This window comes from Bradyrhizobium sp. CCGUVB14, assembly GCF_024199935.1.
GTDB lineage: Bacteria > Pseudomonadota > Alphaproteobacteria > Rhizobiales > Xanthobacteraceae > Bradyrhizobium.
This window is the reverse complement of the sequence record NZ_JANADS010000001.1, coordinates 2099957-2123016: the sequence shown is the minus strand read 5'-3', so window position 1 is coordinate 2123016 and position 23060 is coordinate 2099957. Positions and strand designations below refer to the sequence as shown.

At 57.8% G+C, this 23060-nt stretch carries 15 protein-coding genes and 3 pseudogenes; 10 read left to right on the top strand and 8 right to left on the bottom strand.

Features of this window, described 5'->3' with window-relative positions:
- Positions 1–533 precede the first annotated feature (533 nt).
- Positions 534–797 (top strand): LysR substrate-binding domain-containing protein, encoded by a 264-nt coding sequence (locus tag NLM32_RS09840; RefSeq protein ID WP_375143546.1) that lies wholly within the window; start codon positions 534–536, stop codon positions 795–797.
- Between the two features lie 113 nt (positions 798–910).
- A pseudogene (locus NLM32_RS09835) lies at positions 911–1263 on the top strand (thiamine pyrophosphate-binding protein); the annotation flags it as partial.
- 846 nt (positions 1264–2109) lie between these two features.
- On the opposite strand, the gene NLM32_RS09830 reads toward NLM32_RS09835, so the two are convergent.
- Positions 2110–2289 (bottom strand): hypothetical protein, encoded by a 180-nt coding sequence (locus NLM32_RS09830; protein WP_254128829.1) that lies wholly within the window; start codon positions 2287–2289, stop codon positions 2110–2112.
- A gap of 247 nt (positions 2290–2536) precedes the next feature.
- Between NLM32_RS09830 and NLM32_RS09825 the strand changes: the two genes are divergently transcribed.
- The 4 genes from NLM32_RS09825 (at position 2537) to NLM32_RS09810 (ending at position 7814) form a co-directional block, all read left to right on the top strand.
- On the top strand, positions 2537–3628 hold the full coding sequence (locus tag NLM32_RS09825; protein WP_254128828.1) for a histidinol-phosphate transaminase: 1092 nt from the start codon (positions 2537–2539) through the stop codon (positions 3626–3628).
- A gap of 43 nt (positions 3629–3671) precedes the next feature.
- Complete coding sequence (locus NLM32_RS09820) at positions 3672–4706, top strand: LLM class flavin-dependent oxidoreductase (protein WP_254128827.1); 1035 nt, start codon at positions 3672–3674, stop codon at positions 4704–4706.
- A 499-nt stretch (positions 4707–5205) separates the two neighbouring features.
- Positions 5206–6636, top strand: a complete 1431-nt coding sequence (locus tag NLM32_RS09815) for an IS701 family transposase (RefSeq protein WP_254128465.1) — start codon at positions 5206–5208, stop codon at positions 6634–6636.
- A gap of 89 nt (positions 6637–6725) precedes the next feature.
- Positions 6726–7814, top strand: coding sequence for an IS5 family transposase (locus NLM32_RS09810; RefSeq protein WP_254128493.1), 1089 nt, complete (start codon positions 6726–6728; stop codon positions 7812–7814).
- Between the two features lie 280 nt (positions 7815–8094).
- Here the strand turns inward: NLM32_RS09810 and NLM32_RS09805 are convergent, their stop codons facing one another.
- Positions 8095–8490 (bottom strand): hypothetical protein, encoded by a 396-nt coding sequence (locus tag NLM32_RS09805; protein WP_254128826.1) that lies wholly within the window; start codon positions 8488–8490, stop codon positions 8095–8097.
- 239 nt (positions 8491–8729) lie between these two features.
- Here NLM32_RS09805 and NLM32_RS09800 point away from each other — a divergent pair.
- A pseudogene (locus NLM32_RS09800) lies at positions 8730–8907 on the top strand (type II toxin-antitoxin system HicA family toxin).
- Between the two features lie 46 nt (positions 8908–8953).
- Positions 8954–9346, top strand: a complete 393-nt coding sequence (locus tag NLM32_RS09795) for a type II toxin-antitoxin system HicB family antitoxin (RefSeq protein WP_254128825.1) — start codon at positions 8954–8956, stop codon at positions 9344–9346.
- Between the two features lies 1 nt (position 9347).
- Here the strand turns inward: NLM32_RS09795 and NLM32_RS09790 are convergent.
- The 4 genes and pseudogenes from NLM32_RS09790 to trpD all read right to left on the bottom strand — a co-directional run.
- Positions 9348–9569: pseudogene (locus NLM32_RS09790) on the bottom strand (transposase); the annotation flags it as partial.
- 535 nt (positions 9570–10104) lie between these two features.
- Positions 10105–10605 carry a flavin reductase family protein gene (locus NLM32_RS09785; protein WP_254128824.1) on the bottom strand — a complete coding sequence of 167 codons (501 nt, stop codon included), beginning with the start codon at positions 10603–10605 and terminating at the stop codon, positions 10105–10107.
- Positions 10606–11405: 800 nt separating this feature from the next.
- Complete coding sequence (gene trpC, locus NLM32_RS09780; RefSeq protein ID WP_254128823.1) at positions 11406–12233, bottom strand: indole-3-glycerol phosphate synthase TrpC; 828 nt, start codon at positions 12231–12233, stop codon at positions 11406–11408.
- A gap of 5 nt (positions 12234–12238) precedes the next feature.
- Positions 12239–13255: an anthranilate phosphoribosyltransferase gene (gene trpD, locus NLM32_RS09775; RefSeq protein ID WP_254128822.1), complete on the bottom strand. Its 1017-nt coding sequence runs from the start codon at positions 13253–13255 to the stop codon at positions 12239–12241.
- Positions 13256–13398: 143 nt separating this feature from the next.
- Here trpD and NLM32_RS09770 point away from each other — a divergent pair, with 143 nt between their 5' ends.
- The gene (locus NLM32_RS09770; protein WP_254128821.1) at positions 13399–13710 is read left to right on the top strand and encodes a hypothetical protein; all 312 of its coding nucleotides are present in this window, start codon (positions 13399–13401) and stop codon (positions 13708–13710) included.
- A 2281-nt stretch (positions 13711–15991) separates the two neighbouring features.
- A complete protein-coding gene (locus tag NLM32_RS46310; protein WP_375143545.1) occupies positions 15992–16183 on the top strand; it encodes an H-NS family nucleoid-associated regulatory protein in 192 nt (63 codons plus the stop codon).
- 3171 nt (positions 16184–19354) lie between these two features.
- Here NLM32_RS46310 and dctA read toward each other — a convergent pair.
- Positions 19355–20602: a C4-dicarboxylate transporter DctA gene (gene dctA, locus NLM32_RS09765; RefSeq protein ID WP_254128820.1), complete on the bottom strand. Its 1248-nt coding sequence runs from the start codon at positions 20600–20602 to the stop codon at positions 19355–19357.
- A 48-nt stretch (positions 20603–20650) separates the two neighbouring features.
- Positions 20651–21505 carry an electron transfer flavoprotein subunit beta/FixA family protein gene (locus tag NLM32_RS09760; protein WP_254128819.1) on the bottom strand — a complete coding sequence of 285 codons (855 nt, stop codon included), beginning with the start codon at positions 21503–21505 and terminating at the stop codon, positions 20651–20653.
- Positions 21506–23060 lie beyond the last annotated feature (1555 nt).

Here is a 23060-nt window from a genome sequence, read left to right as displayed (position 1 = left end):
TGTCGACTAGATTATTCCTACTCGTCGACTGGATTTTTCCTAGTGCACGGGGCGGAACGAGAACGCAACGAATCTGTAGCGATCGTCAGGGGCATTCATCTACAGAGACCGTGCGACCATCATGGCTTTTGGCCATTCTTTCGCGGTCGTCGCGATTTGGCGCGCACCGAATCGCCCGGCGCTTAGACCAACGCGCCGGTAAGACTGCGCAGTCTTTGAGCATTTGACACGCAAAGGCATGCAGCACAGATCTTCTGCCTGAAACACAAGTCGGTATACACCGGAGAGGCAGTTCCGATCGACCTCGGCACCAAGTCGAGAAGCCGTATTGCCTTTTCCGGCACGGCCTCAACGATGCGCTACCTTTGGTCGGAAGCGGTGCGCAGGGAGATCATCGGCGGAAGTTCAGACACCGGGGGGCCAGATACTGATTCCGATTGCATTCAAAGAGAATGTTGCTACTGGCGAAAAATGAGCCTCTTGTAGTCTTGGGTCGGCGCCAACAAAGAACCACGCCGCGATACTCGACATCAATGCAGCGAGTCGTCGCGCGTAGCAGCCAGATTGATTTTATCGTCGAGCTTGCTGCGACGGGTATGAGGCCAGCTTTTCTGCCGCGGATGATCGCGGAACAACGCAAACATCTGTCGATCGCTTGGGTGCCGCTCGACGAAGCTGATATGGACTGGCACATTGCAGTGATTTGGCGCCGCGGTGCTTATCTGTCACATGCTGCGAGGGCGTGGCTAGATCTGGTGGCTTGCACGCGCGGAGACGATCATACCAGTAGCAACTGAATTGGCAGCCGAAGAGTTCATTTACGCGATATCGCGCTGCGCCGTCGATATGTTTGCGAGGCGTTCGCGCTTCGCTAAGTCAATCGCTCGGACAAGACATCGGCCATGGCCCAGTGTTGCAGATCCGTTCTGCCCGCACTCTTGCTAAGGTCGGGGGCAAGCGCATCTATGCAATCGCTGGGGATAGCCAGAATGACCTTACCGATGCGATCCGCCGTCACGGATGCATCGACTGGATTCATGTCCGCCACGAGGAAGTGGCGGCCTTTGCGGCCGGTGCCGAGGCTCACCTGACCAGCGAGTTCGCCATCTGTGCCGGAAGCTGCGGGCCAGGCAATCTCCATCTCATCAACGGCTGTTTGATTGTTTGATTGTCATCGTTCCCCCGTACCAGTGCATGCGATCGCTGCACACGTTCCTTCGGCAGAAGACGGTGTCGTACTTTCAGGAAAGCCAATCCCGAGATCCTCTTTAGTCAATGACCTCATCGGTCCGGTCATTCAAATTGCTTTAGGCGTGTGGAGAGAGAAGCCCTTGGCCATCTCCATCGTTACGGAGGGCGGCACGGCGAGCTCGGTCCGATTGACGACGGCGTCGACTAAAGCTGGCCCTTCGTGCGCAGGCGCGGCGGCGATGCCGTCGTCTACCTCTGGGGGATGTTCAAGGCGCACCCCATACATACCAGCGGCTCTGGCAATTTCGGCAAAGTGCCGGCCGAACATGCCGGGATAGTGAATGTGCCGATCTACCGCGGTTTTACCATTGTTTCGGAGACCTTGGAGGATTGGGATATCAGGAACAAAGACACTCCGAGCTACGGTCGCTCGGGCCCGCCTCCTGTGTCGCGCGCTTGAAGCGGCCGTTTGCAAGTTAGAGGGTGGCTCGGTTTGATTCACTTCCCATCAGAAGGCGCCTTTGCGACCCTGCGGTGGCTCTCACAGGCGCGTAAACGCCGTCGCTGAGAATAGCGTCGCCGGCCTTCGGACACGCAAGCAGCGACTGAGTGCAAGCAGTTTGCCTCGTTTCCTTATGGCTTGGCGATTTCGTCGATCGTTAGCGGCTCGAGTCTCATTGTAGCGAGTATGCCCCATTGTCCAACGACTATCGCCCCCTTGAAACGAACGTAGGGTCAAGTTGTACACTACCAGAACAGGTAGGAGCATCGGGGCCGTCGATGACGCCGGAACGAGGGTTGTGAATGTCTCAAACGCAAATGTTTGCGCCGCGTCAGTCTGTCACGCTCCTCGAGCACGTCCAAGAAAGCGTACAAGAGCATCTATATCTCCCTGCTGGAGAACAACTACGATGTCCCTCAACTCCAAGCACGACCCGCGGCCGCGCGGCGGGCTTTCTTGAGGTCCGCCGTTACCGAACAGTAGACATCGATCTGTCTGAACTCACCGCCGACAGTCTTCATCGAGATGTCGATGAAGTTCTCCAGGCCGACAATGCGCCTTCGCTGGAGTTGAACAGCACTCAATGCAGGTATCATGGGAGAGCTCACATCCGACCGACTCGCCCCTCGCAATACGAGGAACGAGGAACACACCTTAAGGTTTCTTTCCTGCATTCATGCAACTGTTAGGATAGATATCTAAAAACTGGTGAAGCTCCGCGCCGTCCGACTGTGAAGAGACAGGTCGGCCTGCTGGTGCGGAAGCTCATGCTCCAAGACGAGTGTTCAGCCAGATCGGACCATCGCCATGCTCAGAACCCATGCTTTTCGACGGAGTGACCACATGTCAGACGCAAGGCTGCTAAGCGCACTCTCGTCCCTCTCGCACGTGGCAAAACAGTTAGATGTTACGCCACCTGCTCCGCCCGCGCTTGATGCTAATTGCGTCAAACTCAACATGAACGAGAACCCATTCCCGTTGCCGCCGATCATCAGGCAAAGCGCGATTGCCGCCCTTGAGCAGCATTATCTGTATCCGGAAGACGATAACGCCGGCTTGCGCGAGGCGGCCGCCTGTGCCTACGGACTGTCCGCCGATCAGGTGATTGCTGGGAACGGATCGTCTGAACTTCTCGGTCTCATCTACAAAGCGTTCCTCGCTCCGGGCGACACCGTCGCGATGATATCGCCCGGATTTTCGTTCAACCGCAAGCTCGCCATGTTGCACGAAGCTCAATTTCTGGAGATCGGGTGGGGTAAGACCCATTCCTTACCCACGCACCAATTGCTTTTCGGTCCCGCCAGGGATGCCAAGTTCATCGTGCTGGCCAATCCGAACAATCCGACGGGAACGTTTGTTTCGATCGCCGATATCGAAAGGCTCGTAGCACAATCTGATCGACTGATCGTGCTCGACGAAGCGTATGTCGACTTTGCGCCCGATAACGGACTACGGCTCGTCAACCGCTATTCAAATCTTCTGGTACTGAGAACTTTTTCGAAAAGTTATGCCACCGCGGGCCTTCGCATCGGCTTCGGCTTCGGTCACCCCGAGCTCATCGGCAGGCTGCGTACCATGCAGAACCTCTTCAACATGAATGTGATTGGTCATGCGGTCGGCGCGAGCATCATTGCGCATCGAGCCGCCTTCGAGGAGGACCACCAACGTATCATGCTTGCAAGGGAACGAACGACAATTGAGCTGTCCAAACTTGGGTTTGCGGTATTGCCTTCCCACGCAAATTTTTTGCTGGCTCGGGTGCCCGGCGAACACGATGGCGCTTGGTGGCAAGCCGCATTGCAGGGCCGCAACGTGCTTGTTGCATTCTTTCCTGAAAGCGGTCTCGAAACTTTCATACGCATTACAATCGGCACAGACGCGCAAATGGATACGTTTCTTTCAGCGGTCGGTAACATTTCCAGATCTTCGCGCTAAGCCAAGCCGATAACTCTCCTGCTGCAATTCTCGAGGTGATCTAGTGAAAAATCTCCCTTCATCAACACTGACGTTCGGCATCTTCGATCACCTGGACGCGAACGGCCGTGATGTCGCCAAACAATATGACGATCGGCTCCTGCTCGCTGAAGCATGCGATCGTCTGGGGTTCTATGCCTATCATCTAGCAGAGCACCATTGTACTCCACATGGCAGAAGTCCTTCGCCGAATCTGTTCTTGTCCAGCGTCGCTCAACGCACAACCAATCTTCGCATCGGCCCGATGGTTATGCTGCTTAGCCTTCATCATCCGCTGCGGGTCTTTGAAGAGGCCTGTATGTTGGATCACTTGAGCGGCGGTAGGCTTGAACTTGGCATCGGACGCGGCTCCCTCCCCGTTGAGTTGGGATATTTCGGGGTCCGTGCAGACGCTGCACCGGGACGTTATACGGAAGCTAGCGAAATCCTTGTTAAAGCCATGCGCGGCGGCACGCTCTCCTACGAGGGTACCCATTACCAATTGGACGAGGTTCCATTGACGCTGACGCCTCGTCAGTGGCCGCATCCCCCGACATGGATCGCTGTAAATCACCCCGATTCGGCAAGCTGGGCCGCGGAAATCGGTGCAAACATCGCGAGTCTTGGGCCCTCATCGTCCGTCCGAAGGGTCACGGACGCATACCGCTCGCATCGAGAGCAACGCTCAGACGCGAATGGTCAGTCGCCGTTTCTTGGCTTGCTGCGTATGGTCGTGGCTGGAAGTTCTGAAGCAGATGCTTATTCACTCGCTGCACCTGCTTATGGTCGCTGGCTCGACAGCTTCAAGTTCCTTTATGAACGCAACAACATCCCCACTCCACAAAATCTGCCCTTGACGTTCGATGCAGCAATCGAGAGTGAGCTGTGCGTCGCCGGGACGGCCGCTTCAATACGACAAACACTCCTCAATCATCTGGAAGAGGCAGGCGCCAACTATCTTCTTTGTCAGCTCGCATTTGGGGACCTCTCGCTAGAGGCTTCATTGAACACCGCAACCATCATTCGGTCTGAAGTCGCTGCGGGAGTTGGCCGAACATAAGGCTTGCCGTCAGGCGCTGGGTTCGATAGTTGCAGGCGCCGTCTTTTGAGCCTTACAAATGCCGAGCAATGGTGGTGATCTCGTTCATCGCGCAGCTGCGCTTTGGGCCATGCCCTACCCTCCTAACACTCCTGTCACTCGCCTTTTGGCGGGCTCATTTCTTGCGCTGCTGACGCGTCAATTCTACCGCCGCTGCCCACAACACTTGAGGAACAACGACAAAACGCACTCCGATAAAATCGTGTGCTGCGCCTCCTTGAGCTGCACGGTCCCTGGCGGACACCTTCATGGAATGACATATTGGCGTTCTGAACCTTCGTCCGAGGAACTTGAGTCGGCCAATGCACGTGGACCGTCGGAAATGCTAGGTACCGCCTCTCGGGCGGCTTCCATCTAGTACTACTGAGTCAGAAAAAGTGTCTGATTCAAAAGATCGCGGGCGAGATCCTGTGAGAATCAGTTACCTGTTGAGATTCAGGCATCGGCAACGGGGGCTGATATGGATCTCCGGACATCAGGCGGCAGTGAATCGCGATTTTCGGCTTTTGTCGAGAAACTTGTGAGTGTGATCGGACATGCGGACCGGGCCCAGCCGTTGTTTGATTATTGCATCGGCTTAATCATGCCGGGGGAGCGTAAAAGCGTTGAGCCTATGGCAGCGGTAACGGCACCTGATCGGACGGCGGCGCAGCATCAGTCGCTGCTGCACTTCGTCGGCCAATCGCCTTGGTCTGACGAGGGTGTTTTGGCCAAAGTGGGTGAGATGGTACTGCCGGCGATAGAGCGCCATGGACCGATCGAAGCGTGGATCATCGATGACACCGGTTTTCCCAAGAAGGGAGCGCACTCGGTCGGTGTGGCGCGTCAATATTGCGGGCAGCTCGGCAAGCAGGATAACTGCCAAGTCGCGGTATCCCTGTCGCTTGCCAATCACCACGCCAGTCTGCCGGCGATGTATCGTCTCTATCTGCCGCAGGAATGGGCGGCAGATAAGAAACGTCGGCGCAAAGCGGGCGTGCCCAAGGAGATCAGCTTTAAGACCAAGCCAGAGATCGCGCTTGAACAGATCGAAGCAGCCTGCAGAACCGGGCTTCCTCGCGGCGTGGTGCTGATGGATGCCGGATATGGCTGCAACACGGACCTGCGGACCAGCATCAGCGCGTTGGCGTTGACCTATGTGGCTGGTATCTTGCCAAACACCACGGTGTGGACATCCGACACGGCGCCGCTACCGCCGAAAAAATGGTCGGGCAAAGGGCGACCACCAAAGCTGCTGCGCCGCGACCACAAGCATCAACCGATTTCGGTCAAGGAGCTTGCTCTTTGCCTTCCTAAGCGGGTCTGGCGCACGATCAAGTGGCGAGAGGGCGCGGCCGAGCGGCTATCGTCGCGCTTCGCTCGCGCGCGCGTTTGCGTCGCGCATCGAGATTACCAACTCACCGAAAGCCGACCGGAAGAATGGCTTTTGATCGAATGGCCAGAAGGTGAGGACGAGCCGACCAAATACTGGCTTTCAACGTTGCCGGAAACGATCACTTTTGGAAGGCTAGTCGATCTAACCAAGCTGCGCTGGCGCATCGAGCGCGATTATCAGGATCTCAAACAAGAGGTCGGGCTCGGGCATTTCGAAGGGCGAGGTTGGCGTGGCTTCCACCACCACGCTACGCTGTGCATCGCAGCCTACGGATTCCTGGTCTCCGAGAGGGAGACGATTCCCCCCTCGGGATCTCGTTCCACCAGGCCGTTCAAGAGACTTGCGGTTTCCAACGGTTACCGACCCAGAGGCTCCGCTGCTGCGACCCGAACGTCACATCCCGAACTCGATTGCGACGATGCGGCGAAGACTGATCGTTGCCATCGTCCGCACCCTCTCACGCTGTCCCTGTTGCATTCGCCCGATCAAACAGCGCCTTCTTTTGTGACGCAGTAAGACTAGCAGGCTGCTGAAAAAGTCGCTTCGCGCGACGCGCGGATTGTGATTCCCTGCATTTGCTTGATTCCTTGGGGCTGGGGATTGCGATGCGCGGGGCAGATCAGCGGTCGGAAGGCATATTCAGCTACGTGCGATTGGAGCAGCGTGTTCCGGCGGATCATCCGCTGCGTGCGATCCGCGACCTGGTCGACGCTGCGCTGAAAGAGTTGTCGCGCGATTTTAGCAGGCTTTACTCGCGCGAAGGTCGGCCGTCGATCCCGCCGGAGCGGCTTTTGCGAGCGCTGCTGCTGCAAGCCTTCTATACGGTGCGTTCGGAACGGCAGTTGATGGAGCAGCTCGACTATAATCTGCTGTTTCGCTGGTTCGTCGGTCTTTCGATGGATGACGCGGTGTGGAATCCGACCGTGTTCTGCAAGAACAGGGATCGGCTGCTCGACGGCGACATCGCCGCCAAGTTCTTCGTCGCCGTGCTGAACCTGCCGCAGGTGCGAGGACTGCTGTCCAGCGAGCACTTTTCGGTTGACGGTACGCTGATCGAGGCCTGGGCCAGCATGAAGAGCTTCGTGCCGAAGGACGCTGGCGATCCGCCCGCGGGAAAGGATCGCGGCTCCCGCAATGCCGAGCGCGACTTCCATGGCGAGAAGCGCAAGAACGCCACGCATTCCTCGACGACGGACCCCGACGCCCGCCTGTTCCGCAAGGGTGCTGGCAAGGAGGCCAAGCTCTGCCACATGGGGCATCTGATGACGGAGAATCGCAACGGACTCATCGTCGATGCGCGGTTGACCGAGGCCAACGGCACCGCCGAGCGCGCGACTGCGCTCGACATGATCGAGGACAATGCCCGGCCCGGTAGCACGGTCGGCGGCGACAAGAACTACGACACTGCCGACTTCGTCGCCGGCTGCCGCGAGCGCGGCTGCACGCCGCATGTCTCGCAGAACGACACCAACCGCCGCTCGGCGATCGACGCGCGCACCACCCGCCATCCCGGCTATCGGATCAGCACCATCAAACGCAAGCTGATCGAGGAGCCGTTCGGGTGGATCAAGACGGTTGGCGGCCTGCGCAAGACGCGCCATCGCGGCCGCGGCCTGGTCGAGTGGTTCTTCGTGTTCACCGCCGCAGCCTACAACCTCGTTCGCATCCCAAAGCTGCTGGCCGCGACGGGATGAATCCGTCTGGAGCGTCAAAAATGAGCCACCAACCCCACCTATACAGCGCATGCGGAGCTCATCGAGGCCCATCGCTGGCTTCGTTTTCAAGCCGCATATTACGAAAATCATCATCCAAGGCATCTTTTTCAGCAGCCTGCTAGTGAAGCACACCGCGCGATGCGAAGTATGTTTGCCGCGTCGCGGATTGCTCACGCGACTTGACTTCTGCGCGGCTTTCCGAGTCTGCTGCCCCTCTCGTTCCTCGCGGCTCGGCCGATGGGGCTTATCGGATGCGAGATTAGGAACGCTTTGTGGCGTGCGGAAACTCTATTACCTCGCCGCTTTCGACGTCGACTGCTTTCAGCGTCTGCCGTTTCGCCGTCGCAAGGCTATGAACCTCGGCCGCGGGTCGAAAGAAGCCCGGCTCTAAGCCCGCGATCTGCTCGATCTCTTTCTCAGGCAAATTCAACGCAGCTTTGATGGCTACCTTGCTTGTCCCGAGCTCAATGACAACCCGTAATCCACGGCGGATCATTTTCGGCCGTTCGATCGGCATCTCAGACGGGCTGTCGAATGGCACTTGCAATGGGCCGCGCCAGCCTCGCCGCGTCGAATTTCGATAGAGAACGCTCTTTTCCTGCTCGTCGATCATGCCCAGGTCGAACGCTCGATAGATCATAGTGGCGATTGACATCCCCCATCGCTTCTTGAGCGCGCAGAAATAGTCCAGCGTCGGAGGCGTCACCTCAAAACGAAATGCTTCTCGTGGAAGCAGAAAGGGGCCGGCAAAACGATGAGCCTGCTGCTCAATCTGCTTGTTCGCTTGTTCAACAACGGATCCCCTCCCCCGCGGCGCTCGAGGAACGGAACCTTTCGAATTAGTGTGTATTTATGTGTTGACTCCTGTTAGCTTCGGTGTGTATAAATACACAGATGAAATCGGCAAACATTATCAAAGCTCTGAAGGCCGACGGTTGCCCAAAAAGGTAGCCACATTCAATTCAAACACCCGACTAAGAATGGCCGGGTCACAGTCCCTCACCCCAAGCGGGACATCCCGGTTGGAACGCTAAAGAGCATCGAGAAACAAGCCGACCTGAAGTTGAAATGACACCGCATCGAGAGGGCGACCGGCCCACCCAAGGAGGGGAACTCACATGCGACACTATATTGCACTGATCCATAAGGACGCGGACAGCGACTATGGTGTTTCGTTTCCCGATCTTCCCGGCCTGATCACCGCTGGCACGGATCTGGACGATGCACGCGCTATGGCTGCGGAAGCCTTGGCCCTACATCTGGAAGGTATGGCAGCAGACGGCCAAGCCGTACCTGAGCCCTCCTCTCTCGAGGATATCATGGCGAACGCTGAGAACAGAGATGGCGTTGCCGTTCTCATTCCAGCGCCTGCGGAAGAGGTGAAGAGTGTGCGCGTCAACGTCACTCTTCCCGCCGACGTTCTGAGTGAGATCGACAACTATGCCGAACAGCATGGCTTCACTCGATCTGGTTTTCTTGCGCAAGCCGCCAAGAAAGCGATGGCGGCCTAACTAAGGCCTTGATGCTCCATCGACTGAAGCGCCGGAACACGCTATTCCAATCCCCAAACGCCTCCGGAAGATTACGCCAGGGAGAGCCCGTACGAACGATCCAAAGCCCCCCTTCCACGAACATCCGATTGTCGCGTCCGGTCGAACCTTTCTGGTCAGGCCGGCCTATGATGAGCGGCGCCATGCGCTCCCAGGCCGCGTCGCTCAACACCAAACGATCCATCACACCCAAGGCCGCCTCCCAAAAAGAAGCCTCGAATCTGATTTGGCCTCAAAAGGGAATCCTTAGAGTCCACACGACTATCCACTGCTTTGCCACTGTCGTTGCGGAAGCACGCAAAACTTGACTCACTCGCGACCCGTGACACGTCTGAAAATCCAGGCGAGATGAGGGGTATCAAGCCAATGCGTGCGCGGATCGCGTTTGCTTTGGGATCGATCCAGGCGCGTTCGCGGGGACCAGAGATCATCTGGCTGTAAGCCACGTCCCAACCCCGATCGTCCTACGACCAGGTGTTAGGCACCAGATCGATAGGAACCAATGCATTGTCCTGGTCAACGGCCGTGATTCCGACCAACCTCGAGGGGATGCCGAGCGTACCTCGCAGAACGAGTTTGAACCCGCAAAAGTCGAGCGGCCCCATCAGCCGGACGTCACTCTCGGGCGAGTATTCTACGATCATAGCGCGGCTCCATCGCCTTTTTTCCAACCACGAGTCTAGCTGCCAGCGTTGATATGCCGCTTGAGAAAGCTGCATTCAATCGTGCGGTAGTGTTCGAAGTTCGCCGCGACAGTTGATAAGTGGATTGCCCTCGCCTGGGCGCACCCTAACGGTTCGGCCGATAAATATTCCGTGCGTGCCAATGACTTGATAGTGGTGCAAAACGCATTCGAGAGCGCAGATTGCGCCTTGCAATAGAGGCACGTCGAGAATTCCCTGATCCCAAGGAGCGGTATCGAACCGTTGGAGACCCTTGGAGCCATCTCGACCGGCGAACCGCAGAGCGATGTCCCGATGATCAATAGCAAGAAGGCTCACGCCAAAACTGCCGTTCGCAAGTATAGCATCGTGAGTCCCGGAACTGTTATCGATGCCGATCAGCAAACAGGGGGGCTCTATGCAAATCGAAGTGATAGAACTGACCGTTAAACCACGCCGTTGCAGCGCCGTTCCTGTCGCCACGATCGCAACACCGCTGGCCAGATTTCGCATGGCTTGGCGAAACTCGATCGCCTCGATGGATTGAATATCGCTCATCAGGCAAGGCAACCGATGATCAGCGCCCCGCCTGCGGGACCACGTTCAAGTTCGAGCGTTCGCGCTATGCGGACATTGCCGCGCTCTCGGCTCTCGGTTCCCCAGGCCGGCGCTTTATCGCTCGGATAAGCTATCTTGGTCGCAGATCGGTTGGGCGAGACTTGCGGCCTCGACTGACGTCGCCAAGCTATATCGATACCCTGACATGCAATAGCTTCGGAACGTTGGTCGTGGTTGGCATGCGATCGACCATTTCGGTGATTCCCCCGACGCGTATTTTCCTGCACGTCGTTTTCATCTTCAGGTGGTCCGAGCTGGCCCTCCGCTCGATCGATATGCGCCCTCTCAACTCCGTTGAGCACATCGAGCAGGCTTCTGCGTCGGAGAGAAGATCGGTAACAAGCGCCTCGGTCGAGCTTGTGACTAGCCGGTTCATGGTGATGAACACGCCTGGAGGTTCTGTCGGCAAGCCTAATGCGGGCCTGCTCGTGGTTGACACTAGCCCATCCGTCTTCAAGGCTTAGGCGCCGACGCGCCTCTGGAATAGTCGCAAAGCTGCGCAAACGAGACTTTTTGGCGCTCCGCTGCAATTTGCAAATGATCCGTGACATGCGGATGCGCGATCATCACTCGCCGATCCGACCATGGTCCTAAGGCCGATTTCGCAATTGTCGATACACGACCTTTCGCTGTGGCGGGTTGCATACCGACGCGTGTTCCCGATCTACCGATCATGCGAAGGCTGGCGCTGTCAGCGTGGATATGAGTATGGCGCATCAGCTGATTGGAGACTTTGCGTGTCATTGGTTCGCCCGAGTCGCTGCCGCCTGATTTGGTGAAAGCAGAGCGCGAGTTGCTGCTGTCAAGTCAGACTGACGCATGAGATTTTCGCCCACTAGGAAGGTCGAGATGCCGGATCGCGAGAGCCGCGCCAGATCGGTGAACGCGCAGATGCCGCTTTCACTGACGATCAGACGATCCTTCGGGACGAGCGGCGCCAGGATTTCGCTTGTCTTAAGGTTTGTCACGAACGTGCGCAGGTTGCGGTTATTGATGCCGATCATCTGCGAGCGAAGCTTGAGGGCGCGATCGAGCTCTGCGCGGTCGTGGACCTCGATCAAGACGTCCATACCGTACGTTAAGGCCGCAGCCTCGAGGTCGTGGGCAGCCCCGTCGTCCAGCGCGGCCATAATCAGCAGAATGCAGTCGGCGCCATGGGCGCGAGCCTCGATCACCTGATACGTGTCGAAAATAAAGTCCTTGCGCAAGACCGGCAGGTTTGTGGCCGCACGCGCCGTCTCCATATAATCGAGGTCACCCATGAAAGATGCTTTGTCCGTCAAGACCGAGAGGCAGGCGGCGCCTCCTGCTTCATACGATCTGGCAAGAGACGGCGGATAAAAGTCAGAGCGAATGAGCCCCCTCGATGGCGACGCTCTCTTGATCTCGGCGATGAGGGCATAGCTACCTGACGCGCGCTTCCTATTAATTGCGCTGAGAAAGCCGCGCGGAGAAGGCGCACGCCGTGCGCGCGCGTCGAGCTCAGCACGCGGACTCGCGCGTCTGGCAGCTGCGATCTCTTCGCGTTTGTATATCTCGATCTTCGTCAGAATGTCGGAATCGATCATGTCGCTTACTTGGCGTTGGAAATTGCAACCAGATGCTTCAAGCGCGCGGCGGCGGCGCCACTGTCAAGTGATGCCTGCGCGATGGCCACGCCCTCCTTCAACGTTGTGGCCCGACCGGCTACTATGATGGCCGCCGCTGCGTTCAGGAGAGCAACATCCCGATATGGGCCTCGCATGCCCTCCAGCACGCTCTGCAGTGCAATCGCGTTCGCATCGGGATCTCCGCCCTTCAGTTCCTCCTTTCGGCAGAGAGGGAGCCCGGCTTCTTCCGGCGTCATCTCGAAGCTGCGAATCTCGCCCTCCTCCAGCACGGCGACAGAGGTGGGGCCGGTGAGCGTGATCTCGTCAAGTCCATCGCAGCCGTGCACCACCCACACCGATTCCGCGCCGAGGTTCTTAGAGACTTCCGCCAGAGGCTTCACCCATCGGCGCGAAAACACACCAATCATCTGCCGCTTGACGCGCGCAGGATTGCAGAGCGGTCCGAGGAGGTTAAAGATTGTGCGGGTCGCGAGCTCGACCCGGGTCGCGTTCACGTTTTTCATTGCCGGATGATGGGTCGGCGCAAACATGAACCCGATCCCGGCATCCCGGACACAGCGGGCGACATCATCGGGCTCCAAATCGATCTTCACTCCAAGCGATGCCAGTACATCGGCGGAGCCCGAGCGTGATGACAGCGCGCGGTTTCCGTGCTTGGCGACAGGAATGCCGGCGCCCGCGACAATGAAAGAGGCGCATGTCGAGACGTTGACCGAGCCGGAACCATCACCGCCTGTGCCCGCGATGTCGACGGAATCGGGCGGTACATTGACCGGTCGCATTCTGCCGCGCATCGCGGAAACCGCGCCGGCTATTTCTTCCGCTGTCTCGCCGCGCACCCTCAGCGCCAGCAACAACCCACCCATCTGTGCGGGCGTCGCCTTGCCCGACAGCATACTGTCGAACGCCAGGGCCATTTCCTGGTGGCCCAAGGGGGCGCCGCTAGCGACTTTGCCCATGATTGCCTTTAGATCCATCACGTACTCTCGAGCCAGGCCGAATTGTTGGTTGCGCTTTCGGCCCCAGCACGAGCGGCCCTGTCGATCGACGCGGTGATTTCCCAATGCGGCCGGCCGCCCTGTTGAGAGACACCGCCGGCCGTTCTTTGGTCAAGGCGCATTGAATGCCTTCCTTTTCGCCTTTGGTCAGTTCGGGACTTCGGCTGAGGCAGGACGAGTTCAGCGATCGAGACGATCAGAGTTTCGGTGCCGTTACGGCTTTCTGCCTGTCCGATGCCGTTTGTGACTGCCGCCACGCCGCCGCAAATGTCGTTGGTGCCCTCCAATGCAAGGCGCGACGTCTGCAAGATGCTTCAGATCTCTTTTCAACAAAACCCGCCACCTTCACCTTGACATTCGCGCACACTGACAAGCGCAGCCTGCTTCCATTGGAAGACCTCGGTTTTGCTGCGATCTTCTGGAACTCTACAACCTGACGCTGCGACAGCTTCAAGCCAATTCAGCGAACGAGCAGGAGGCGACACGCTTGCAAGCGTAGACTCGCGCCAAGACCGGGAAGGGATCAGCCTCGCTAACATTCGCCACACTGCTCGCTCTCGAGGTCCCTTCTTCAAAACTCGACGCTTCTGATACGATGTGATTCGTTGCGGCGTCGACTGGAATGCCCGGATGTCGCTTGAACTTTCCGCAGTTGTGCCGCCAGTCGGTGTCTGCGCCTGCGACCACGGCGCCCCCGCACACGGCGCCTTACTCAATTAACACTGTCGCGAGAGCGTTGAGCCGCAACACGCGTGACCAAACACGGCGAAGCCGCATGCCCAAACACCGGGGATGGTTCGGCGCAGTTGGCTCAGCAGCGCGCGACGCAACCGCCGAGGGAAGAGGATGCCAATTCTCAAGACGAATTGTGGTTGCGGAACCGCCCTAATCTTAAATCGTTCAGCGCACAATTTCGACGCTCAGGTGAGAAGACGCATGATCGTGAAACGGAAATCAGGTAAAGCGCCCGATTTTTAAATCTGACGACACCTCCGCTCTCACGACGTCCTTGCTCAACAACCGTGACCACTTCGCCGAACTGTCCAGATCTCGTTACGTGCCGGGTTTATCGCCACGGCCTCTAGAAGACGCCCCCGCCGGCGTACTCGGCGGGGGCTCCGCAGGTGGATGACGCGAGGCTCGCGAACGAGGTGTCGCATCAAGGACCCGCACTCATTGAACGCCCTTGCCACCGGCAGCTGGACTTCATTGTCCGCGCCAGCCTTGGCATCCATAATCGCTTATCGCCGGGAGATTTGTGCCGATAACCTGAAACCGCGCCATCTGCGGTATCTGATAAACATCCTAGTCGGCATATCTTCCGGAATCCGCTTCGGTTCCCCTGTCTTTTTGAGTTCCGACTTGATGACGCATCAGAACGCTCTGCGCTTGGACCTTTCTATGGGACTTTCCGTAACGCGGGAGACCGGCCGAAGGTAAGCCGCGTGCAAACGATAGCGCTCACGCCGCTTTTGAGAGCGCCATGCGCGCACGGTGTACCCAACTGCGAAACCAACAAACAAAATCGGAAGCAGCACTAAAAATAGCGTCATCGATAAACCTCAGCTTGCAGAGCGGTTGCGCCTTTTCGGATGAGCGGCGAGCACATCATGACCCGCGCTTTATTCCTCGTTCGTATTGAAACCACTTTGCGATCATACAACTTGACGCACCGTCCGATTCAAGCCCCGTGAGAATCTCGCCCGGAACGATATTTTGCTGCAGAAGCCGTAGCCGACACAGCTTCACTCAAGGTCGGTATTGTCTAGACAAACTTGTGGTTGGTGGAACGGCCCATACGGGAACGCTCATCTCTCGCCAGCTGCGCGATGGGTAACGAGCGCGGATTCACCCGAAAGAACTGACTCGGCCGTCAGATCAATTCGCTATGGATTTGTCACGATAGGCAGCTGAAACGCGGTGGCGTCTTGATAATTCGGCTCGGCAGGCGGAGAAGGTGCGGCTCTTCGACTGAGAAAGGAGAGCCCTGCCTGTTGCGGTCGGTCGCCTGCAGGTGGCGCAGGGTTGACCGATTCCTCAGAGCTCCTAGATGGAGGCTCCTCTCGACTGCAATCCGAAGGCTGCGAAATGAAGGTCAAAGATCTTATCGAGCTACTGTCAGCATGTGAGCAAGATGCTGATGTCATTATTCCGGACTCGTCTTCGCCACGCGAGGCGTTCGCAGTGGTGAAAGCTGTCCAGACTGGATGGATCTATAATCCACGGCTTACGGTCGAGGATATGTCATTTTGGATTGACGGTGCCGACTATGTCGAACCGCCGCGCGGTAGCTATATAGCTCGTGGAGTGAGGTTGCTCGGTCCGCAATGTGGACCTGTCCTGGCAATCCAATAGATTGCCCAGAAAGAAGCAACTAATGTCGTTGCTACTCTAGCCATCGATTGCTTCGTCGTTCTCCGACAACGCTGTAGGGCGGCTCCCAGGTTCTTCTGCGGTCTTAACGAGCTCATCCGTTTCGCTACCCGAAACTCGCGGCTTGTTTACTACTTCGCGCGACTATTTCATGCGATGAAATTTTCGAGCATGGCAGATCGCAATGAAGACGAATGACTTGAAGTCAATGAGCGTCGACGAGTTGTGGAGTCTCCGCGAGAAGGCGTCCGCAGCTCTAGCTCAACGGATTACAGCGGAAACGGTCAGACTAGAGGAGCGGCTGCGAACCATCGGAAGCGTCGATAAGCTTCGCCCGGCTAGGTCGTGAGCGTAGGCCCTCCCCGCCTGTGCGGCCAAAGTTTAGAAATCCGAAGAACACGGAGCACACTTTGGTCGGGCCGTGGGAAACCACCGCGATGGCTCAGCCCGCAACTTCGTGCCGGCCGAAAGTTGGATGATTACCTTATCGACCGATCTGCTCGTAAGCGTCACCACAAGGCTTCACAAGCCCGTTAGCAATGCCAGCCCCGATCTATGCGAGATATGCGCCAGATAACTCTGAACGACTACAGTTTTCTTCCTGCCTATGTCGCAAAAGCTCAATATACCGGCCTTGCCAGGGGGTCCCGGCTCTCAGCTCGCCCACCGGTTATGCGTTGACATCAACCGAGATCTGGTGGCTTGAGTTAATCGTCTTATGCTTGGAAGGCGGGCTTGTCGCCCCGAAACAATTTAACTTCGGCGAAATTAGAACTCGCATCCGATTTGCGGCCAGGAGCCGACTCCGGTGGTTACCACACGAGGAGGTCACCAAGCCCAGCCCGATCATATTAAGGGCCCTCCGAAGCGTCGTCCGGTCTTTGAGGGTCACTTTGATGCACGCGTGCAGCTCGCTATTGCTGAACGGCTCGCGCAGCAAATGCGACGCGCTGGCTTTCGGCGCGCGAGCCCGGTTGTCGTCGCCGAGCTCAGCCAAAAGAAGTATGGTGGGAATTTCGTTTCCGGACGCGACGAGCAGCTCATGCAAGTCTAGCCCATTCGTGCTCGGCAGCGATGCTCGACGCAGACTTGAGAATTCCTCTCGCGGCAAATCATCCTGATAGGCTCTGACGTCTCTCCGGATCGGTCCTTTTTATCCGCCGTTCTCGGCAGTGCACACAATCGATTGTATTCATAGAACATATCCGAATAACGGATGGGCTTTCTCCTATCGGCGGCAACGCGGGCGAATGACCAGGAGGCAAGGACCGCTCCGCACACTGGGTTATGGACCCATGCGCGGAGTTTCTGAGAAACTCAAAATGGATCGATGGCCGGTCAATTGCATTCCGCCGGTGATCGGCGTGCAGCTCCTTCACGAGTGGGATGAGGTACTCCTTGATCGTGCCAGTTCCAGTTGGGGCGGATCCGATCGATCTGCGTCACCTGACCCGTATTTGCGCAGCCAGTGTGGCCGCTTCAGATGGGCCAATTCCGACTATACCAACGAACCACGAGGGCGGCATCGGAATTTCCTGACTAGTCGGCCTCCAGAGATGCAGACAGTAACGGCTGTTGTTCACGTATTCGGACTCGGGCGGATGAAGCTGCATCACGCACTCTTCCTTCTCCCAAAAGAGATCCTTGACGAAGCACATCTCCTGCCAATTCGGACAACGCCGCGGTGTCGAAACGGAGACATGCTCCCAACGTGGACGGAGCAATCCAATGATTTCTAATCTGCAGCCGCAGGGTCCCTGCACAAAGAAGAGACCGCGAGGACCTGACCCTGGTGCGCTGGCGAATTGTCCATGTCGTACGCGACCAGCTTCGAGCTGATCCACAATCTGCGCTCTCATGTCATCTCCTTTGCCACGCAGATACATCGGATCTGATGTAGATCACGTTCTGCTCGGAACCTTCTTCGTTCCAAACTGGCACTGCTGCGCAGTGCCAGTCTGCCCCTTCTACTGCCACGACCTACGGGCGCATGTCGCTAGGAGCGCGGCACCGTACTCCGATTGACGAGGCGACCGCTTCCCGAACGGTTCACTTCCTCATCGATGAGACGCGCCATTGTATCCTCACGGACAGCTCGACGCTGCGCGGGCGGCGTCTCACCCTGGCGCAAGGAACGATCGCACTAAGGATGGAAGCGTCCCAAACCCAGCGACCTTGATCGCTGCAACTCGCGGCAGTCCCCGTGGCTCGATCGCTTGATGCACTTTGCAGAACATGGCCTCGATTCCAGCCTATGAGGCGTGCATGAAGCAAAGCGTTAGTCTGGTCATCACTGACCACGGACCGAGCCCCATTGCTCGTTCGTCACAAGCCACCAGCGCTTCATCATTTGAAACGAGCGGCGGCATTTTACAGCCTTTGGCTTCGACAAGACCACATGTTCACGGTCGCCGTAGCTCGACCACACCAAGTCGTTTCGCCGCAGTTTGGGAAGACCGTGACGGGTTGTGCAGCCGACCGGCGAGAAACAACTCTGTCGTCATTTGGCCCGACGGTGGTATCGATGTTAATCCATGCAGGTCTCATTCTGCCAGTCGCCGACGTGCCAAGCAGGGGAGAGGGACGCACTGGATACGCCGTCCTCCCTCAAGGCTGCCTTCTCCTGCATTGCGGGCCATGAACGAGCGCTTCGAAACGCGCGTTGGGACCAATGGCAATCCTGACATCGCTTGTCCTTCCTTTCGCGCATTCGACTGGAACGTTCCGCACATGCGTTGACCTCGCGCGCAGTAAACTCTCCTCGATAGCCGATTACACCGATTCACGTATCACCGTTAGCTTCTTCACGATTGTCGCTAATCCTACAACCTGACGCCGCGTTAGATTCAAGTTCATTCCAACAAGGCAGCCTTATCTGTCCACCGGCCAGCAACGCACTCTGTTGTCGGCCACATTACCGCTCAACGAGATCATAGCGATTGATGAGACTGGCAGATAGAAGCGCAGCTTCGGTGCGACGTTAAACCGCCAGGCGCTCGGAGAGGGATTCCCAATTCCGGCCACGAACTCTGCTAAGCCGTTGGTGCGAGTTAAAGAAGGGGACTAGTCATGCAAGCACGGCGAGCCTGGACCATCAAATCCCCAACACATCGAGATGCGGACATCGAACGACTTCAGGCTCAGCTGGACGAACTGAACCAACGTCTGAACGAACTTAGATGTCCCATATTAGACCGTCCGAATATATCGGCCATTCGGGCAAGAGCACTTACGCTATCTCAAGAAATTGACGATATTCGTTGCTCGGCGAGCGCGATTGACGCATTAACAGAACTTCTCCGGAGATAGTCCGGGCTCGTTGCGGCGCCGGAGCGAGCCCGGTTCTGCCACGGCGAAGACTCGATGCGGCCACCTCCACACGCCCTTTCGGCCTCTTCGCCAGCTCGCGTCCGATGTTCGTGAGTCCTCAACCAAACTCAGCCCATGGTTTGACCATGAAATCCCCCGGCATCTCGTTACGGCGGAAAACACTTGGACCGGCGGGTCACTCTCCGGTCAAGTCTCCTTCGCCAACAGTTGCCTGATTTTGCAAATCCAGCGCCGGGTCTCGACGTGCTGCTGCTACTCCATGCGCCAGCGGCGCAGAGATCAGCGTCGCTGCCGAGCCGCACGAGCTGGTCACCATCGCACGGCATCAAAGGCGTCAGGCTTGCTTGAGGTCGTTCTCCGATACTCGTCCGATCGATTTTAGCGGCAGACCCGCCCACTGAGCTCCTTGCGATCGAGTTCGCCTTCCCACCAGGCGACGACCACGCAGGCGACGCCGTTGCCGCAGAGATTGGTCAGCGCGCGGCATTCGCTCATGAATTTGTCGATACCGAGCACGATTGCCATGCCCGGCACGAGCCGCGGATCGACGACCGCCAGCGTCGCGGCGAGCGTGATGAAGCCCGCACCGGTGATGCCGGAGGCGCCTTTCGAGGTCAGCATCGCCACCACCAGGATGGTGAGCTGCTGGCCCAAGGTGAGATCGAAGCCGAGCGCCTGCGCGATGAACAGGCTCGCCAGGGTCATATAGATGTTGGTGCCATCGAGGTTGAACGAGTAGCCCGTGGGCACCACAAGGCCAACCACGGACTTCGAGCAGCCGAGCCGCTCGAGCTTCTCCATCAAGGACGGCAGCGCACTTTCCGACGACGAAGTGCCGAGCACGATCAACAGCTCGTCCTTGATGTAAGCAAGGAACTGGAAGATCGAGAAGCCGGCAAGACGCGCGATGGTTCCGAGCACGATGAACACGAACAGCGCAGCGGTGACGTAAAAGGTCGCGATCAGCCCGATCAGGTTGAGGATCGCACTGGTGCCGAACGTGCCAATGGTATAGGCCATCGCACCGAATGCGCCGATCGGCGCTGCGCGCATCACGATCGAGATGACGCCAAACACGGCATGGGCCGCATCGTCGATGAAGTTGCGGATTGCGTGGCCGCGCTCGCCGAGCCCCATGATGGCGAAGCCAAACAGCACAGAGAACAGTAGAACCTGGAGGATCTCACCTTGCGCAAACGCGCCGACCACGGTGTCCGGGATGATATGCAGAATGAAGTCAACTGTCTTTTGTCCCTCGGCTTGCTTGGCGTAGTTGACGACCGCCTTTGCGTTTGCCGCTGCGCCACCGAAGCCCGCACCCGGGCGAACCAGATTGCCGACGACGAGCCCGATGACGAGCGCGAAGGTGGAGACGATCTCGAAATAGACCAGCGCTTTGACGCCGATGCGCCCGACCTTCTTGGCGTCCTGGATGTGGGCGATGCCCGAGACCACGGTACAGAAGATGATCGGGGCGATCACCATCTTGATCAGCTTGACGAAGCCGTCGCCCATCGCCTTGATCCAGTCGTTGGTTGCGAGCGAGGGCCACAGCCATCCGACGACGGTGCCCATGACAATGGCGATCAGCACCTGGGCGTATAGACTCTTGTACCAAGCCTTCATGGGCAGCACCACGGCGCGACAATAGCGGGAGATTTCAACGGCTCATCGCTACGGCTTCAGATCAGAAGCGCGCGCCAGGGCTGCAAGTTCAGCTTCTAACTTTGGCCGGTGCTTAAAGATCGCGTCGATCAACGCCGGTACAGGCTGGTTGGCGTCCTCCACCAGCATTGCTCTCTCGGCGCGCTTGGAGGGGGCGAAGACACGCTTGACGATAGTCGGCGAGCCCTTGAGGCCGCATTTCGATATATCCGCAACGCCCGCGTCCTGCGCGTTCCATTTGACGATGTCGGTACGTGCCGCACGCAACGCATCCATCATGCTCCCTCGCCGGATCTCGTTTGTCGCCTCTAGCATGGTAATGAGACATGGCAACTTTGTGCGCAGCACCTGCACACCGCCTTCCGAGCGTCGCTCAACCTCAAGCGCGCGCGACGCGAGATCCAGGCTCGTGATCCCGGCGACATAGGTGAGCTGCACCACTCCAAGCCGTTTGGCAATACCAGGCCCAACCTGTCCGGTATCACCGTCGATCGTCTGCTTGCCGGCAAAGATGAGGTCGGGTGGCCCATACTCCTCTCCGATTTTGCGGATGGCCGTTGCCAGCGCGTAAGTGGTCGCAAGCGTATCGGCCCCCGCGAAAACACGGTCGGTGAGCAACACTGCACGATCTGCACCGAACGTCAGTGCCTTTCGCAACGAGTCTTCGGCGGCTATTGGCCCCATGGTGAGAACAGTGACTTGGCCGCCGATCTTGTCGCGCAGCTCCAGCGCGGCCTCGAGCGCGAACAAGTCGTAAGGATTGACGATCGTCGGCACACCCTGGCGCATGATGGTGTTGGTCACGGGATGCACGCGGATCTGCGCGGAGTCCGGAACCTGCTTTATACAGACGACGTTGTGCATCGACTATCTCTCCAAAGGCTGCAGGGAATTGGATTGAAACGGCGCGTCTCACGCGAGTGAACGGACGTCCAAAATTTGACGTCGATGTAGGGATGTGTCGCAGTCACCGAGGACGACGGTCGGTGTCTTAAGCTCAACAATTCCGACGGCACGTCGCAGATAAGACAACGTCTTTCGCAGATTCTGGTCGCACACGACAATGCGATGCTGCAGATGCGATTCGTGAAGACATTCCATACGCGTATCCTCCGGGCGCCCTTGTGCTTGGGCGTTGTCATTGCGAATTGCCGCCAGGTCGATGAGTGTTCCTGGCTCAGAGAAAGAACGGGGCGGGCCTGACGCACGAGCAGGGGCGCACCTGGCCCACCCCTACATCACCAGACTGCGTGGCGATGCTACGTTGAGCAAAGCAAGCAGCGTGCCGCAATCGAGAACGGTTCTTTCACAAGCAATTCGCACGAGCACCTTCCGAGGAGGCTGCCGAACATCAAACCATTCGAATGGTCAGCAACGCAACAATCGGCGCTTCATGGTCCGCCACGGTGGGCTGTCGCTAGCGCGCAACCTAGTGATCCTCTTCTTGTTGCTTTTCATCAGAGGCGTCTGCGGCGTTTTGGACTTACCTGAACTACCCTCGATCGCCGACGAAAAGTTCGCGCGGGCTCGAGACACGCGTTTTGAACGCTGCTCGTAAGCGGCGGGCCCGGACTGCCTAGCAATCCGAGCCCATAGCCTCAGCAATCCGGCGAATCCGGTTGTTCGGCTACAATTACAACGTTGATGGAGACAATCGCACCGCGCATTGATGTCGCTCAAGAGCTGTGCGCGGGAACATTCGGTTCGCGCAACTCGCATCCGTGAATAGCGACCGACTTGAGATCGTACGACCAGATACGGCCCAAGATTCAAGACTCCTTATACGTCGGGGGTTGAACTTTACGTAGCGTCAGGTTGTAGGGATGATTCAAGGGGGTTGCTTTCTTTCGAAAGAGGTCCTGCGACCTCCGACTTTGTGGCTACGCTAGCGGTGCACTTTCGCAGACGCCGGAAAACCCGTGATGGTGGGCAGAGTTGAACCGATCTTGGCTTGCTCGACGGGCCCCGGTTGCTTGCATCGCTTGACGTTCAATAGTTCTGTCGGATGGACGTTTCGCGTGATCGCCTTTAAACCAACAGGATATAACATGGCACGATTTGCGCGCCCCGCTGAACGGAGCGCCTATGGAAGGCATTGATTTGTTTGTCTTGGTCATGGCAGGGATGACCTTGGGAGGAGTGGCTGCTGCCATCGCGCGCGAAGAGTCTGAGTCCGAGTTTTGCTGGTGGAAGCATCTCGCATTGTGGGCTGCCTCAGTCGCGCTGCTTTGCATTATCGCCCATCAGATGGTTGAGGCCGAGGCTGGCCGCCGCGTCGAATTAGACAGTATAAGTCCAGGCACGACGCTGCCGCTAACCGCAAGCCCTTCTCGATACAGGAGTTATGTGCCTCCATCCACGCAGAGTGCGATAAGCTGGCGAGGAGGGGCACCGCCGCCAGATCTTCACGATGGTCAAA